Source organism: Limosilactobacillus sp. (genome assembly GCF_041859915.1).
Classification (GTDB): Bacteria; Bacillota; Bacilli; order Lactobacillales; family Lactobacillaceae; genus Limosilactobacillus.
In genome coordinates, this window is the sequence record NZ_JBFLGB010000018.1 from 12,405 (window position 1) to 27,346 (window position 14,942).

The following is a 14,942-nucleotide window of genomic DNA, read 5'->3' on the forward strand; positions in this document are numbered from 1 at the left end:
CCTCTCTATTAAACCTATTTTGGTACTTTTTCCGTCTTTTCTTTCTCTTCAAGGGCCTTTTTCTTACCATGCGCAGCGCCAATGAAATAACAAATAATTCCCGTACCAAGTGACCCCTGGACGGTAAAAAGTAGGCTCTCGATTTCACCCGACGGCGGTGTCCAGATAGGCTTTGCCCATACCTTGTAGCTTGGGTCAAACTTTTTAATCTGTTCTGTCCCCTGGTCATCACTACCACCATACTGGCCTTTAACAAAAATAAACGGAATTAGAACAAGGAGGATTACACAAATTAGTAAAGTAATATTAGTCTTCGTCCGTTTCTTCATTGCAATGCTGACTCCTTCCAAAGATCATTACTAATTACTAAGTTATATACAATAACTGTTAGTAGCCCTTCAGCAATGGCTAATGGGATTTGAGTGACTGCATAGATTACTAAAAACTTAATCAGCGCTGCCCCAACGCCACCGTTAGGATCAGGAAAAACAACTGCTAATTGAAAAGCTGTTGTCACATAGGTTGACCAGTCAGCAAACATCGCGCAAAGGAAAAGGGATATCGACCGACTAATCTTCATTACCCGGCACAGTTTCCAAACTACAAAGCCAATAATTGGCCCAACAATTGTCATTGAGAATTCATTTGCTCCTAATGTCGTCAATCCACCATGAGCAAGAAGCAGTGCTTGGAACAAAAGAACAATTACCCCTAATACAGACATTACGCCTGGTCCAAACATAACAGTACCAAGGCCAACACCAGTAGGGTGAGAGCAGGAACCGGTGACTGAAGGGAGCTTTAGTGATGAAAGTACAAACACAAACGCCCCACATAGTGCCAGCATAACTTTGGCATTGGGCACATCAGAATTAACAATCTTGTACAGCCGGTAAAGCCCATAAATAAAAAACGGGGCCGAAACAGCGAACCAGAAGATACACCACTTTGGCGGGAGCATCCCTTCCATAATATGCATTGCGTGGGCAGTCACCGGATAAGCGCTTGCATACCCAAAGCCAATCATCAGGAACATTAAAAACTTACGATATTTTTTTATCCATTCCATTGTTAATTTCCTTTCTTCTTTAATAAAGCTGTTGTAAAGTACGGTAATTTATCGTTAGCTGAATAGTCAGCTAATCGCTTTATATGCTGTTCTGCCATTGACGCATTTTCGACAACGACTGTCTTTTCAAGCAGGCCCCTTTTCTGAAGGATTTGGTAAACAGTCTTAAAATTAGTAGCAATTTTCATAATTACCACGTTATCGTTCAGGTCAATTACCTGGGTAAGTTTTTCTTTCTCAGCAGTTGCCGGAATGACTTCCAATGATTCTTCATCAAGCATTAGGGGGAGAGACAAGCTTGCCGCAATTTGACTAAAAGCGGAGACCCCAGCAATTGTTTGGACGTTAATCTCCTCTTTCAGCATATTAGCAATATAGCTAAATGTGCTATAGACAGAGGGATCACCAAGTGTCAGAAAGCCAACATTTTGGCCGTTTTGAACATCAGCCTTAATTTCATCAGCAATTTTTCGCCAGCACGTTACCTTAGCTGACCAGTCGTTTACCATCGGAAAATGACGGCGCTTAATTACTAAATCAGCTGTTAGGTATGGGGAGGCAATTCTTTCGGCAACACTTTTACTACTCCTATGTGCTTGTGGAGTGTATAAGACATCAAGCTGTTTGATTGTGTCAACCGCTTTGACCGTTAGCAGCTTACTATCACCCGGTCCGACACCAATTCCATAAAAACTAGCCATCAGTTTTCCCCTCCTTTAAATTAATTTACTTAGTTTTTCAATAAATAACTGTTGAATTTCTGGATACTCTCCCAATCCTTTAAGACGTGGCTGAGCATCAATGTTGTTAGCATCAACAATACTCTTCCACGAGTGCGGGTTATCAGAGGCCATATCATTATGGGCATGATTACCAGCGACCATCATCAATGGCTGTAAATAAACTTTTTTTATTTGAGCATGTTTGAGGCGGGTAAGTTCATCGGTAATGTCAGGGTAGCTTTCAACTGCCCCAACATAGCTTTTTGTTCCCGCTAACATATGGTCCAAACAGGCGTACGTAGTAAATGAACTATGCGCTGTCCCGTGTCCCATCCATAAGATTGCTTCCCCCGCTGGCAGAGAAGCACTTTGTTTTTCCATAAAGTAAGTAAGCATTTGGAAATCGTCAAATGTATCTAAAAGCGGTTGACTTAGCTTAAGCTTTTTAAATTTACTCTGGTAGGTATTAACAACCTGTTTTAACTGTCCATACTCAATTCCTGGAATGATATAGAAGGATTGAACAATCACTTCCCCGTATCCCTGGTTGCTAAGCCTGTCCAGTGCCGTTGCCGGGTCATCAAATACCTGCCCCTCATTTTTGGCAACCCGTGCGCGCACAATCCGGGAAGTAAACGCACGGAAAACATCATAAGCAGGAAAGGCCTTTTTTAACGCCCTTTCCGTTGCTCCAATTGTTTTTTCCCGAGTCTTTGGAAAAGTGGTTCCAAAACTGACTGCTAAAATTGCTTTTTTAGTCACGCCCAAATTCCTCCTCTATCCTTTTGACTGTCTCGTCAATACTTGGTTGACACTCAATTACCTTTTGAAAGGTTAGCTGGTTAGCAACTTGGGAAATTTTGGGCCCCATTACGAACGCCTTAATTGTCATCAACTGGTGTTCTTGTTTAGGCGTTAGCAATTGGGCAAAGTCAGCTAAACTATCCATACTTGGAAAAATAACTGCGTTAAACTCCCCCAATTCAAATGGCAGTGAATCACATCGACTAACCTTTTGGTAAAGACTAAGGAAAGTCCCAGCACTTGTCTGTGGTTTTTCGCCACCAACTTCGACATAGTCAGCAGGTAGATTAACGTCAGGCAACGTCCCATCAGCAATTAGCCCTATTGTTCGTAAATGATGGGCAACGGCATGGTTTAGGGCAACGATTGTCTTTCCAGCTAAGGTCCGTAAGTCGCTACCATTAGCAGTCAGGATAGTAATTAACCGGTGCGCTGCTGCAACACTATCAATAACAATTAATTTAGCATTTTCCACGGCCGAAATATTAACCTCCTGTGGCACTTTAACCGCACGCTGGTAGAAATCAGCAGTTGCCCCGCGATCGACAAGCTGATTAAATAACCTATGCTGCTTACTATACGGGAGCAAAACATGCAATCCTTGTAGCGGACGGTGAATATTCAGCTGTTTGCTTAAAGTAACCACCTCGCCAACAACAATCAAAGCCGGTGAAGAAAGCTGGTGCTCTTTAACTAATTCGTTAATATTCGTTAAATCCCCGATAACCATTTTTTGCCGCCATTGTGTTGCCCACTGAATAATCGCTACTGGAGTTTTCTTATCCTTGCCATGCTTTATCAGCGCCGTACAAATCTTGGGCAGCTGGGCCATCCCCATTAAAAAGACAATAGTTCCTTCTTGTTGGGCAATATTTTCCCAGTCTAGCTGCTTTTGACCGTTTTTTTTATGGTGTCCAGTGATGACATGGAAACTAGAAGCAAAGTCACGGTGGGTGATTGGAATACCAACTGCCGCTAAACCTGCGATCGCACTAGTAATTCCAGGTATCACTTCAAAGTCTACCCCTTCTTGTTCCAAGACTTGAGCTTCTTCACCACCCCGCCCAAAGACATAGGGATCGCCGGCTTTAAGTCGAACAACTTTTTTACCTACTCTGGCATAATTGACTAGCAATTGGTTAATTCGTGTCTGCTTAACCTTATGATGTTGGGGAAGCTTACCGACATCAACCAATTTCACTTGACTATTAGTGAATGCTAATAAGGAGGGGTCGACTAGGCGGTCATACAAAACTACATCTGCTTCAGCTAACCGCCGTTTCCCAATCAAGGTTAATAATTCTGGATCTCCTGGACCTGCACCCAGAAGTGTTACTCTACCATTCATTGTGTTCCTCCAAATATGCTTGCAGCTCATCAATCTTTTCAACTTTCTGCGGATAGTTTAAGTGAGGCCGACGAATAATAACGCAGGGAATTCCTAACTGTTGGCAAGCCGCGATTTTTTCTTGAATGCCACCCTGTCGACCACTTTCTTTAGTTACTACGACTTTTGCTGTTGCATGCTTGAACAATGCAACGTTTAAATCAGTGGAAAAAGGGCCTTGAATTGCATCGATTTGAGCGGCAACAAAGCCTGCCGACGTCAGTTTTTCCATTACCCGTGTCGTTGGTAAGGCACGGATATGTAACTGCTTAACTCCTAGCCTTGCTGCGTAATCAGGAGCTGTTTTACTACCTGTTGAAAGATAAATTACGCCTTCAAGATGTTTTAAATACCGGCAAGCTTCCTCAAGCGAATCAACCATCTTCAGTGAAGCGTCAGCACGATAAATATTTTGGCGTTCAAAACGTAGATAAGGGATACCCAGTTTGGCGGCTTCGTTAATTGCCAACTGTGAAATAACTCGGGCAAAAGGATGAGTAGCGTCAATGATGAAGTTAACTTGGTGGGCAAGACAGAACTGCGTAAAATTTGCTTCTGTAAAGGTTACTTTAACCACCCGTTTTGCATGCGCACTCGCTAATTCGACCCCGTAGTCGCTAACGACAGAAACGATAAAGGACAACCTATTTTTTGCTAAACAATCTGCAACTGCGAGACTTTCGCTGGTTCCACCTAGCAGTAAAATCATAGCGTGTACCCTCGCGGAGTAATCATCCGGCCGTCTTGATCGTAAGTGTTCTTATTACCAACAATTACGATTGATGTCATATTAATTTCTGTTTCATCTAAGTCTTTAATTGTTGTCACCTTATCAATTTCCTTAGGCCGGGCAACATCTTTACCGACTCCGACAACGGTATCGGGTGATTTATACTTTAAGATAATATCCAAGGCTTTCCGCAGGTGATGGGGACGACCTTTACTGCGAGGGTTATACAAACAGATAACAAAGTCAGCCTTGGCGGCAGCATCTATTCGCTTAGTAATCACATCCCACGGGGTCATCAGGTCACTTAAACTGATATGGCAAAAATCATTCATTAATGGTGCACCAAGGTGGGCTGCAGCAGCGATACTTGCCGTTACACCAGGGATTACTTTGACATCAATATGTTGGTCCATCTTACCCGCTAGTTCGAGGATTAAACCTGCCATTCCGTAGATTCCGGCATCCCCACTTGAAATGATGGCAACGTCTTTACCGCTAGCCGCAATTTCAAGAGCCTTTTTACAGCGGTCAATTTCACCACGCATCCCTGTTACAACAAGCTCTTTTCCCTCAAGCATGTCTTCAATTAAGTGAATATATGTAACGTATCCGACAATTGTATGGGTATTTTCGATTACTTGACGTGCTTCTTCTGTCATTAACTCTTTGGATCCTGGTCCAAGTCCAACTATGTATAACATTTGCTTTCCTCCTAGATTTCATGTCGCCGGCTTAATGCCATCGTAATTTCATGATTTGCGTATCGTTCAGTTACTACCCGTTCACCACTGGCAAAATCAGCTGCTGCACACGCAACATTACCTACACCAACAGTTTTCAAAACAAATAGTGAGCTTGGATAGTGCTTACTGGCCGGGAATAGCTGTCTTGCTGTAAAAAATTCAAGGTCCGCACCAATTGTTTGCGCAATATATTGGATTGCACCTTCCGTTCGTTTAATATCAATTGACACCACTTGACTGATTGAAGACCACAACAAGTCATGTTGCCGGGTAAATTCTTCAAACGCCTGTTGCATCATTTCGTTAGTAATATCCTTTCGGCAGCCAATGCCAAGAACATTAACCCGGGGAATAATTTGAATTGCCTCTGGAATCTTCGTAAAGTTTCCCCGATCGGAAACAATTACTAAAGGTACCCCCTCCTGATGAGTGGTAATTTCATTAAGGACCGTAAAGCCGCTTAATGAATTAACATACCGTTTTAAATACGGTTCAATATACAATTCAACCGGTTTATTTTCCGCCAACAAACGGTTTAAAGCCTTAGTATTTTCTTTAAAGTTGGGGTACCAACCATTTAGTTGTTTTGCTAAAACGTCTATCGCCTGAACGTGTTCTGTATCAGTTGCCGTCGTAATTACCGGATCTGCACCGGTTAATTTAGCAATTAGCCCCGCCCATTCGTTCGCTCCGCCGACGTGACCCGATAATAGGCTAATAACATGGTTGGCCTGTTCATCCATTACAATAACTGCTGGATCAACGGTCTTATCAACAATTATTCCGGCTAGAGAACGGACAACAATCCCGGTAGCCATTATGCAAACAACACAATCGTATTCCTTAAATAAGTGATGAATAGCTGCTGCAAAGTCACCTTTACAATAATAATTCTCCGTTTCTCGTGCCAGCCGTTGGGGTAAGTACAGGCTGACTTGGCGTTGATTACTTTGAAGTTGCGTCAATAGCTGTCGCGCAGTATGAGCACCACTGCTTGTTAACGCAATAATTCCAAATCGCTTCATCCCCTACTTACTCTTCTTTCGAAACATTGTACTAAAGCTGGCATCGTAAAGGTGTGAATAGTTATATTCATCCCCAAGAAACTTTCCAACCATGATTAGGGCGGTCCGCCGAATATCAGCATCGTGGACCTTATTAGCAATATCTGCTAGTGTCCCCCGGACTTCTTTTTCATCCGGCCAGGTTGCCTTGTAGATAACAGCTGCTGGTGTATCAGCTGGGTAGCCACCTTCTTCCAGTTGGGCAACAACTTTCTTAATGCCCTGAACAGAAAGGAAAATCACCATCGAAGTTTGGTGCTGGGCCAGTGATTTTAAAGATTCTTTTTCCGGTACCGGTGTCCGCCCCGCCATCCGAGTAATAATCACACTCTGGGCTACTTCCGGGACTGTGTATTCGACCCCCATACTCGAGGCTGCTCCGAGGAAGGAACTAACTCCAGGAACGCATTGATAATTAATTCCCCGCTTTTTCATCTCTTCAATTTGTTCCCGAATGGAACCATAGATTGAAAAGTCACCAGTTTGTAAACGGACAACTGACTTTCCTGCCTTAACCGCTTCTTCCATTCGATCAACAATATCATCAAGGGTCATCTTGGCGCTATCATATAGTTCGGCCCCATCCTTACAATAGTTAAGTAATTCCTTGTTAATTAATGATCCTGCATAAATAACAACGTCAGCGGCGGCCAATAATTTATACCCCTTTAATGTTATTAGATCCGTCTCACCAGGGCCTGCACCTACAAAACTTACAATTGCCATTTATATCAATCCTTTCTATTTATTTGCACTAACGATGATTGTTGGATTATTGGGTTTAAAGAAATGACCTTTCCCGAGCTGGTGCCAACGAAGAACACCAACCTCAACCATTTCGATATTCTTAAAACCAGCTTTTTCTAGCAGTTTTTCTACTTGCATTGCATTTTCAAATAGGATGAAGTTCAGTACAATCGTTCCCCCTACCGGTAGATGACCACTAGCAAAGTTAATAATCCGGGCCAATTGTGATCCACTACCACCAACAAAAATTGCGTCATATTGTTGATCAGGAATGTCAATTGGAGCAGTTCCTGTGACTAAATTAATATTGGTCAGGTTAAACTTCTTGATATTCTGCTTAATAATGTCAATTCCATCCGGGTTCATTTCAATTGCGGTAACTGCTAATTTCTTAAAATCATGAGCGGCTTGGACACTAACACTTCCTGTACCAGCACCGATATCAAGGAAAGACCTTTTATTTCCTAATCCTAATTTATCAATGCTAATTGCCCGCACCTCTGATTTAGTCATCGGTACCCGGTTCCTTAAAAAGTCTTCATCACGCATTTATAATAATCACCACATTCATTCCATATTCACGACGCTCAACGTTTGATTCATCAAAACGGCTTATCTGTTCATCTGGATAACTCAGGTTTTCACCAACATAGATTATCCGGTGCAGACCACGTTTCTTTATTTCCTGGGAAATTTCATACGGCCCCAATTGTGTATCAGTGACCATGCCCACTTTGTCATGGCGGAGTAAGAAGTCAAAATCAGGTTGACGACCATGACTGCTTGTTAAATAGCAATCGTTCATTGATAAGTGTAGGCAATGGAACATATATTGGATTGAACTAACCCCCGGAATAATTTGAATTTGCTGTTTGGAGAAATTCTTGGTTACCCATGTTCCGATGCCATATAATAGCGGGTCCCCAGATGCTAAGAGTACGATTGACCGCGTCTTATTTTGCACCAAATATTCTTTCAAGGCTGTGAGCCGTGGTAACCTTAATTGCTTTTCTTGAGGGATCCCGGGAAAAAGGGCTAGTTGACGAGGTGATCCAATCACGGTATCCGCCTGCTTAAGGTAAGTTTCTGTCCCCAATAAACATAGCTTACGATCTCCAGGGCCAATTCCTAGAACTGTTATCATTGCCACTCACCTTTAATCTCTTCTATCGGCTTACTAGCAGCCAGAAAGCCACTTTCCCGGGAAAAGATAACTGCATCAACGGTAACATGAGGTTCCCGATGGGCAAGTAGTTTCTCTGCCCGTTGCTTAATCTTATCAACAATTATCTGATATACCCCTTGGTAACCTGCTTCATTAATTAGTTTAATCATGGAGATTGTCGTCAAGCAGCCGTAAATTTGACGGAGAAATTCAGTTGGGACTCCACCCATCAACGCAAGGTTAGCAACCATCACTTCTGCCCGTGCATCCGCATCCTTACTATGAGTAGAGAAAATACCGGCAGAAACTTTAATCATTTTCCCAAGATCCCCAACAATCAATATTTTATTAAACTTAAGACGTTGCACTTCATGGAGAACATAGCCGACAAAGTTACTCATCTGAACAATTTTTGCTTCAGAAATACCAAGTTCATCTTTAGCAAAGTCTTCACCATAATTACCAGGGACAAGGACAAGTGCTTGATCACCGCGTTTACGATGAATGTTCATTTCAATTGAAATCGAATGCTTCCAACTAGATTCGGACATTGGTGTTACAACTCCACTGGTTCCTAAGATTGAAATTCCCCCGACAATTCCTAGTTTAGGGTTATAAGTCAACTTAGCGATTCTTTTACCTTCAGGGACTGAAATAATAATATCTGCTCCCCGGTTGGCACCGAGTTCTTTTCTAGCTGCCTCTTTGATTACCCGACGGGGGGTCGGGTTGATTGCTGGCATTCCCGGCCGATTTGCTAAACCAGCTTTTGTTACACGACCAACCCCTTCCCCACCGTCAAGGTGAATTTCATTGTCCGTCCGCAATTCAACCGTTGCAAATATTAGGGCCCCATCCGTTGCATCTTGGTCATCACCGCCGTCTTTCTTAATTGCACAGCTAGCCTTACTTTTATCAAAGTTAGTTTGTTCCACACCAAAAATGGCTACTTTACCATTCGCTGCGTGAACCGTTACGGTGTCTTGTGGTTCTTGATTTAGCAGGGTCCTGATTGCTGCAACTGTTGCTGCAGTAGCAGTAGTTCCGGTCGTAAAGCCCTTGCGCAACTTTCGACCATTGTAGTAAACAAAGTTATCCTCAGCGTCATTATTTGGTGTGACGGCCATATTCATCACCCATTTTCTCAATATCCATGTTATACATCACTGCATTAAGAAGAGCCGCTGCTAAATTACTGCCTCCCTTACGACCAAGAGCAACAATCGCTGGAATATCTGATTCATACAACGCTTGCTTACTTTCAGCCGCTTCAACAAAGCCAACGGGAACACCAATAACTGCTGATACCTTTAGTTTCGCGGCTTTAACCATTTCAATAATCTTACAGAGGGCAGTAGGGGCATTACCAACTACAAAAACTTTCGCCGAGGTGCCTTCACTAGCTGCAACTTCAATTGCTGCCATCGAACGCGTAATTCCTTTTTTCTGAGCCATTGCTATTACCCGGGGGTCGCGGATTAGGCAGTGGTAATGCACACCTAGCTTATCCAGGCGGCGTTTATTAATCCCCGACAAAGCCATTGTTGTGTCAGTATAAATAGTTCCCTTATTTTCTAAAACATTCTTTAACTTATTCAAAACACCGTGCGTAAACTTCAAATTCTTTAAATAATCAAAGTCTGCCGTCGTATGGATTGCCCGTTTTATTACGGCCTCTTGAAGGGGGCCGTCAAATTGATAATTAGGATCAATTCGATTGATTTCTTCTTGAATTATCTGAAAACTACGATCTGTTATCTTGTGGGGAATCGTAATATATCCTGCTTTTTCCATTTTTTCACTCCCAAACTATTACTAGTAGACGAATTAATTCAAACGTTATCAATCCAATTACTGATGACATGTATAGCATCGTGATTGTACGCCTTAAATGCCAATTAGCCGCAATTACTAAGTGATCATTACCAATGTACGGTTTCCTTACTAACTGACCAAAGTAGTAATGCGGTCCGCCCAATTGAAGGTGGAGGGCACCCGCCACCACTGCTTCACTAAAGGCGCTATTAGGACTAAGGTGCTTTTCACAATCACGTTCACCGACTGCAATTGCTTCCTTGGTATCGTCATGAAGCAACCAGCTACTGATAATCAGTAATAACCAAGTTATTCGAGCTGGCAAATAGTTAGCAATATCATCGACCTTTGCAGAAAATTCGCCGAACGCTCGATATTTTTCATTGCGGTATCCAATCATTGAATCTAGGGTATTGATTGCTTTGTACATCATTCCTAAAACTGGTCCCCCAATTACGAGATAAAACAAGGGAGCAATCACCCCATCACTAGTATTTTCTGCGACCGTTTCAATGGCTGCCTTAGTAACTTCTTCTGCACTAAGTGAATCGGTATCACGACCAACAATCATCCCAACCTGGTGACGAGCCATTTGCAGATCATTGTTTTGTAAACTTTTCATAATTTTTTCAGTCTCAATTGCTAGCTGTCGCGCTGACAGACATGTATAACACAAGTAGGTGCCAACAGCCATGTAAAGGTAATCATTGATTGCTGCCAACCACATAATGCCAGCAATAATCAGGCCAGCTCCGCCAACTGTAATTAGCCAGGTAAGAACTCCTAATTGCTTCCGACGGCTCGTAGAAAAGGCCGGCTGATTAAACTTTTTTGTCAACCAAGCAATCAGGTGCCCAATCGCTTTAATCGGGTGTGGCCATGAATGTGGGTCACCAAGGAGAAGGTCCAGTCCGAAAGCAAGGGCTACCATAATTACAATTTTCATTGATACTCAGCTCCCAGTCTCTGCAAGAACTTTATAAATAATCGCTGGTCTTGATAAAAGTGAACATGGAGATAGCTTGCAAAAGTTTGTCGTAGTTGATAACCACCGTTCCATGTATCAACGAGCTGGTGGTCACGAATCTTTTTCATTGTCAGGACCGGTCGACACGTATCATCCAGTGGTGCAAAAGTTGAATGATGGAATTCGTGCCCAACTACTTTGCACCCTTTTTCTGCAATCAAAGTATCTTGCCGCGAGGTTGCAATGCAATAGCCGAACTTACGCAACCGGGAAGTCATCTCACTCTTCCCATTAAAAATACCTACCATCGGGTACTGCTGATTGCCCTCTTGTAAAAACTTTCCCAGGTACATTAAGCCACCGCATTCAGCGTAGATTGGCTTATTTTGCTGTGAGAACCTCTTAATTTCCACCCGTAATGAATCATTAGCGGCAAGCTGAGCGGCAAATTCCTCCGGGTAGCCGCCACCAAAGTAAAGAGCATTAACATCGGGCAGATGCTGATCATTCAGCGGGCTAAACGGGACTAATGTTACTCCTGCTTTTTTCAGCAACTTTAGATTATCTGCATAGTAAAAGTTAAAGGCCTCATCCTGAGCAATGCCAAGGCGTAACTTTACGCGCGGAATATTAAATGGATCTGCCTGTTCGGGACCGGTATCCTTTGCTAGGCTGACCAGCTTAGGAAGGTCAACGTGAGTTTTTACCTCCTTAGCAATTAAAGCAATCTTTTTATCAACCCCTGCTAACTCATCATCAGGAACGAGACCCAGCTGACGAGATGGGAGGGCAAGCTTGGGATTATGTGGCAAATAGCCTAAGACAGGCAGGTGTAAATAACGGTTAATCGCACCAGCAACCAATTGATAATGATTTGCGCTCATAACGTTATTGATAATCACCCCACAGATTGGCACATCTGAATCAAAATCCAGAAAGCCTTGTAAGATAGCCGCCGCGGAAGTCGACGTCGCCCGAGCATTAATGACTAGGATTACCGGAATATCAAGCTGCTTAGCAATACTAGCTGTTGAATATGCATCCTTATCCGTCCCGAGGCCATCATAAAGTCCCATTACCCCTTCTACAATTCCTAAGTCAAGGCCATCAGTGCCAGCTGTAAAAAGGTAGCGAAGGGTCTGAGCATCAGGAACAAGGTAATTATCAAGGTTGCGAGCTGGCCGTCCTGTAATCCGTGTATGAAATTTAGTGTCAATATAGTCAGGGCCAACCTTATATGATTGAATCTGGTATTTTTCGTGTAGTGCTTTTAAAATGCCAAGCACGGTGGTGGTTTTCCCAGAGCCACTGGTTACCCCAGCAATTAAAATTTTCTTCATTATTTATCACTACCCACTACTTCTTTTAGTGCCCAAATAAGGTAGGCATTATCCTCCGCACTCTTAACAGCAACCCGGTAGTAGTCACTACCCAGGCCAACATAGTCATCACACTGCCGAATCATAACTAATTTATGCATCATTTGTTCGCGTAAGTTTGGACAATCAATCTTAAAGAGGAAGAAATTTGTCATACTTGGAAAGACCTTTATCCCCGTTAACTCCTGCAATTTCTTTTTAAGTGTCGGTTGTTGCTCGTTTAACCAAGCATGGGTACGGTTAATGTAGTCCCGGGCTTGAAACATTTTCCGACCAAAAGCATCAGCAAGACCATTAACAGACCAGGTATCTTCCTGAGCATGCAAATTTTTCTTTAATTCTGGATTTTTAGTAATACAGTAACCTAGCCGAAGTCCGGGAATTGCAAAAAACTTAGTTGCTGCACGAATGACATATACATGGTCCTCAGGCTGAAGCGCATTAACAAAACTTAACTGCTGATTAACCGTCAAGTCGATAAAGGATTCATCAAGAATTAGTAAGCGGCGATGTCCATTACAAAAGTCCACTAGCTTTCGCATCTCTGACAGTGAGACCAGTTGACCGGTTGGATTATTAGGGTTAGTAAGACAGATCGTTGTAATTTCTGGATGTTCAACCAGAAAGTTAATCATCGAATCAGTCTTGTAAGCAAAGTTATTTTCCTCTTTTAAAAGGTAGTAATGAACTTTAGTCCCCTGCCGTTTAAATAGTCGTTCATATTCACCGAAAGTTGGCGCTAAAATAAGGGCATTACTTGCCTGTCCAGCACATATGGCTTCATCCAACACTTCTGTTGCCCCATTTCCAACAAAAACATCTCCAGGATTAACAGCGAATTGATTAGCAATCGCTTGCTTTAACGCTGCGTACGTCGGGTCAGGATAAACAGTTGCAATCATCGGACCTTGGGAAAAAATCGTTTGTAGTTCTTGAGGAAAACCAAGGGGATTAATATTCGCACTAAAGTCCCTAATCTCTTCTACTGAACCCCCTAAAGCTTCCGCAACTTTTTCAATATTCCCGCCATGATGAACCTTATTTCTCATGAAATCACCCGCTCATTTCTATACGAAAACGTTTTCTCCATTTATTTATTAAGTTAATACATTCACGTAATGTCGACAATAGCCTTGTAAACAGAAGTAAATATATTACTAGTAATCATTTAGATTCTGCCAAAAAACGCTAATTTTGGCAAAATTCCCTTCAGCTCATGCGAAGAACACAATATTAAGTAGTGATATACTAGTTTAAGCTTCGCCTTTTTACACTAATTCACCTCAAAAATAATAATATTTTTAACTGATGGTGGCTTTATTAAGGGCTAATTAATGAAATTTAGACTTGTCAGATGTATAAATAATGGATAATCTAATTAAGAAACGGAGGTACCAAAAATGAAAATCTACACAAGAAATGGTGACCGCGGTCAAACGAGAATTATCGGCAAAGAAATCTTATATAAATCTGACCCACGCGTTGAGGCATATGGAAGCGTTGATGAACTCAACTCGTGGGTGGGCTATATACGGTCAATTCTTAATCCGAAGACACAGATGCTAGACTCCGAATTAGAAGAAATTCAACAGTTATTATTTGATTGTGGAACTGACCTCGCAACTCCTAAAAATGAGGAACGAAAACAATTTATTTTCGACAGTACCAAACCGGTAAAATGGTTGGAAGAGAAAATTGATAGTTACAACGATCAAGTTGAGCCAGTGAAAAAATTTATTCTTCCTGGTGGAAGTCAAGTTGCTTCTGCACTACACTACGCTCGAACCGTAACCCGAAGGACAGAACGAAATATTGTTGCTTTAAAATTAAAAAAGCCGATTAACGAAGAAGTCCTAATCTTCGTTAATCGCCTTTCTGATTACTTTTTTATTGCTGCTCGGTATACAAATCAGCTTGAGGATCATCAAGAAACACTTTACCGCAACAGTAAAGATGTCTTCCGGTAATATTTAATAAAGTTACAAAATTTTATATATCATTAAGACAGTACATAATCGACCTACCAAATCTTCAATAACACAACAAGCAGTCTCTCTATTAAGATTGAAGTGTTTGCAGGACGCTCTTTTTCAATACATGAAGTTATTGGGTGCTTACATTTATAAAATCACTTGGTCTTAGTTGCCGATTATGCTGCACCCCATTACCGGTATGGTCAAACACTGAAGGCCTATCTGTACTTGCAGGGGCGTGTCACATTATTTAAAAAAACTGTCACGCCCCCCACATTATTTTAAAAATTTAAAAAAATTTAAATAAACAAAATTAAAAAAAAAAAAAAAAAATTATTTAAAAAAATTTAAGGTTTATTGTGAGTAAGGCGGTAATT

The 14,942-nt window shown here is 41.9% G+C and carries 17 protein-coding genes; 1 reads left to right on the forward strand and 16 read right to left on the reverse strand.

What is annotated here, in order from left to right:
- Window positions 1-14 precede the first annotated feature (14 nt).
- Genes ACEYV4_RS04065 through ACEYV4_RS04140 form a run of 16 tightly spaced genes read right to left on the reverse strand, consistent with a single transcriptional unit; the run spans window position 15 to window position 13,641 of the window.
- A complete protein-coding gene (locus ACEYV4_RS04065) occupies window positions 15-329 on the reverse strand; it encodes an energy-coupling factor ABC transporter substrate-binding protein (protein ID WP_222258385.1) in 315 nt (104 codons plus the stop codon).
- Entirely contained in the window at window positions 326-1,069 is a 744-nt protein-coding gene (locus tag ACEYV4_RS04070; protein ID WP_222258384.1) for an energy-coupling factor ABC transporter permease, read from the reverse strand. The genes ACEYV4_RS04065 and ACEYV4_RS04070 overlap by 4 nt, the downstream gene beginning before the upstream one ends.
- Window positions 1,070-1,071: 2 nt before the next feature.
- Window positions 1,072-1,770, reverse strand: coding sequence for a cobalt-factor II C(20)-methyltransferase (locus tag ACEYV4_RS04075; RefSeq protein ID WP_222258383.1), 699 nt, complete (start codon window positions 1,768-1,770; stop codon window positions 1,072-1,074).
- A gap of 15 nt (window positions 1,771-1,785) precedes the next feature.
- A complete protein-coding gene (locus ACEYV4_RS04080; protein WP_373842147.1) occupies window positions 1,786-2,553 on the reverse strand; it encodes a sirohydrochlorin cobaltochelatase in 768 nt (255 codons plus the stop codon).
- Entirely contained in the window at window positions 2,546-3,943 is a 1,398-nt protein-coding gene (gene cobA / locus ACEYV4_RS04085; protein ID WP_283621018.1) for a uroporphyrinogen-III C-methyltransferase, read from the reverse strand. The genes ACEYV4_RS04080 and cobA overlap by 8 nt, the downstream gene beginning before the upstream one ends.
- Window positions 3,933-4,691 carry a precorrin-6A reductase gene (gene cobK / locus ACEYV4_RS04090; protein ID WP_283621017.1) on the reverse strand — a complete coding sequence of 253 codons (759 nt, stop codon included), beginning with the start codon at window positions 4,689-4,691 and terminating at the stop codon, window positions 3,933-3,935. Before cobK ends, cobA begins: the two co-directional genes overlap by 11 nt.
- Window positions 4,688-5,413, reverse strand: coding sequence for a precorrin-3B C(17)-methyltransferase (cobJ, locus tag ACEYV4_RS04095; RefSeq protein ID WP_373842148.1), 726 nt, complete (start codon window positions 5,411-5,413; stop codon window positions 4,688-4,690). Before cobJ ends, cobK begins: the two co-directional genes overlap by 4 nt.
- A gap of 11 nt (window positions 5,414-5,424) precedes the next feature.
- Window positions 5,425-6,480: a cobalt-precorrin 5A hydrolase gene (locus ACEYV4_RS04100; protein ID WP_373842149.1), complete on the reverse strand. Its 1,056-nt coding sequence runs from the start codon at window positions 6,478-6,480 to the stop codon at window positions 5,425-5,427.
- A 3-nt stretch (window positions 6,481-6,483) separates the two neighbouring features.
- Complete coding sequence (locus tag ACEYV4_RS04105) at window positions 6,484-7,245, reverse strand: cobalt-precorrin-4 methyltransferase (RefSeq protein ID WP_283621015.1); 762 nt, start codon at window positions 7,243-7,245, stop codon at window positions 6,484-6,486.
- Window positions 7,246-7,260: 15 nt separating this feature from the next.
- Complete coding sequence (locus ACEYV4_RS04110) at window positions 7,261-7,815, reverse strand: decarboxylating cobalt-precorrin-6B (C(15))-methyltransferase (RefSeq protein WP_222258376.1); 555 nt, start codon at window positions 7,813-7,815, stop codon at window positions 7,261-7,263.
- Complete coding sequence (locus tag ACEYV4_RS04115) at window positions 7,808-8,410, reverse strand: cobalt-precorrin-7 (C(5))-methyltransferase (protein ID WP_367333501.1); 603 nt, start codon at window positions 8,408-8,410, stop codon at window positions 7,808-7,810. Before ACEYV4_RS04115 ends, ACEYV4_RS04110 begins: the two co-directional genes overlap by 8 nt.
- Window positions 8,407-9,558 carry a cobalt-precorrin-5B (C(1))-methyltransferase CbiD gene (gene cbiD, locus ACEYV4_RS04120; protein ID WP_222258375.1) on the reverse strand — a complete coding sequence of 384 codons (1,152 nt, stop codon included), beginning with the start codon at window positions 9,556-9,558 and terminating at the stop codon, window positions 8,407-8,409. The genes ACEYV4_RS04115 and cbiD overlap by 4 nt, the downstream gene beginning before the upstream one ends.
- Complete coding sequence (locus ACEYV4_RS04125) at window positions 9,539-10,225, reverse strand: cobalt-precorrin-8 methylmutase (protein WP_222258374.1); 687 nt, start codon at window positions 10,223-10,225, stop codon at window positions 9,539-9,541. Before ACEYV4_RS04125 ends, cbiD begins: the two co-directional genes overlap by 20 nt.
- A gap of 4 nt (window positions 10,226-10,229) precedes the next feature.
- The gene (cbiB, locus tag ACEYV4_RS04130; RefSeq protein ID WP_222258373.1) at window positions 10,230-11,192 is read right to left on the reverse strand and encodes an adenosylcobinamide-phosphate synthase CbiB; all 963 of its coding nucleotides are present in this window, start codon (window positions 11,190-11,192) and stop codon (window positions 10,230-10,232) included.
- Window positions 11,189-12,553: a cobyrinate a,c-diamide synthase gene (locus ACEYV4_RS04135; RefSeq protein ID WP_222258372.1), complete on the reverse strand. Its 1,365-nt coding sequence runs from the start codon at window positions 12,551-12,553 to the stop codon at window positions 11,189-11,191. The genes cbiB and ACEYV4_RS04135 overlap by 4 nt, the downstream gene beginning before the upstream one ends.
- A complete protein-coding gene (locus tag ACEYV4_RS04140) occupies window positions 12,553-13,641 on the reverse strand; it encodes a histidinol-phosphate transaminase (protein WP_373842150.1) in 1,089 nt (362 codons plus the stop codon). Before ACEYV4_RS04140 ends, ACEYV4_RS04135 begins: the two co-directional genes overlap by 1 nt.
- A gap of 351 nt (window positions 13,642-13,992) precedes the next feature.
- Here ACEYV4_RS04140 and ACEYV4_RS04145 point away from each other — a divergent pair, with 351 nt between their 5' ends.
- A complete protein-coding gene (locus ACEYV4_RS04145; RefSeq protein ID WP_222258370.1) occupies window positions 13,993-14,559 on the forward strand; it encodes a cob(I)yrinic acid a,c-diamide adenosyltransferase in 567 nt (188 codons plus the stop codon).
- Window positions 14,560-14,942 lie beyond the last annotated feature (383 nt).

What these genes read in the sequence shown, in the direction of transcription:
- ACEYV4_RS04065 (WP_222258385.1), bottom strand. Translation starts at nt 329, where the DNA reads ATGAAGAAACGGACGAAGACTAATATTACTTTACTAATTTGTGTAATC.
- cobJ (WP_373842148.1), bottom strand. Translation starts at nt 5,413, where the DNA reads ATGTTATACATAGTTGGACTTGGACCAGGATCCAAAGAGTTAATGACA.
- ACEYV4_RS04145 (WP_222258370.1), top strand. Translation starts at nt 13,993, where the DNA reads ATGAAAATCTACACAAGAAATGGTGACCGCGGTCAAACGAGAATTATC.
- ACEYV4_RS04125 (WP_222258374.1), bottom strand. Translation starts at nt 10,225, where the DNA reads ATGGAAAAAGCAGGATATATTACGATTCCCCACAAGATAACAGATCGT.
- ACEYV4_RS04140 (WP_373842150.1), bottom strand. Translation starts at nt 13,641, where the DNA reads ATGAGAAATAAGGTTCATCATGGCGGGAATATTGAAAAAGTTGCGGAA.
- ACEYV4_RS04070 (WP_222258384.1), bottom strand. Translation starts at nt 1,069, where the DNA reads ATGGAATGGATAAAAAAATATCGTAAGTTTTTAATGTTCCTGATGATT.
- cbiB (WP_222258373.1), bottom strand. Translation starts at nt 11,192, where the DNA reads ATGAAAATTGTAATTATGGTAGCCCTTGCTTTCGGACTGGACCTTCTC.
- ACEYV4_RS04105 (WP_283621015.1), bottom strand. Translation starts at nt 7,245, where the DNA reads ATGGCAATTGTAAGTTTTGTAGGTGCAGGCCCTGGTGAGACGGATCTA.
- ACEYV4_RS04135 (WP_222258372.1), bottom strand. Translation starts at nt 12,553, where the DNA reads ATGAAGAAAATTTTAATTGCTGGGGTAACCAGTGGCTCTGGGAAAACC.
- ACEYV4_RS04110 (WP_222258376.1), bottom strand. Translation starts at nt 7,815, where the DNA reads ATGCGTGATGAAGACTTTTTAAGGAACCGGGTACCGATGACTAAATCA.
- ACEYV4_RS04115 (WP_367333501.1), bottom strand. Translation starts at nt 8,410, where the DNA reads ATGATAACAGTTCTAGGAATTGGCCCTGGAGATCGTAAGCTATGTTTA.
- cobA (WP_283621018.1), bottom strand. Translation starts at nt 3,943, where the DNA reads ATGAATGGTAGAGTAACACTTCTGGGTGCAGGTCCAGGAGATCCAGAA.
- cobK (WP_283621017.1), bottom strand. Translation starts at nt 4,691, where the DNA reads ATGATTTTACTGCTAGGTGGAACCAGCGAAAGTCTCGCAGTTGCAGAT.
- ACEYV4_RS04100 (WP_373842149.1), bottom strand. Translation starts at nt 6,480, where the DNA reads ATGAAGCGATTTGGAATTATTGCGTTAACAAGCAGTGGTGCTCATACT.
- cbiD (WP_222258375.1), bottom strand. Translation starts at nt 9,558, where the DNA reads ATGGCCGTCACACCAAATAATGACGCTGAGGATAACTTTGTTTACTAC.
- ACEYV4_RS04075 (WP_222258383.1), bottom strand. Translation starts at nt 1,770, where the DNA reads ATGGCTAGTTTTTATGGAATTGGTGTCGGACCGGGTGATAGTAAGCTG.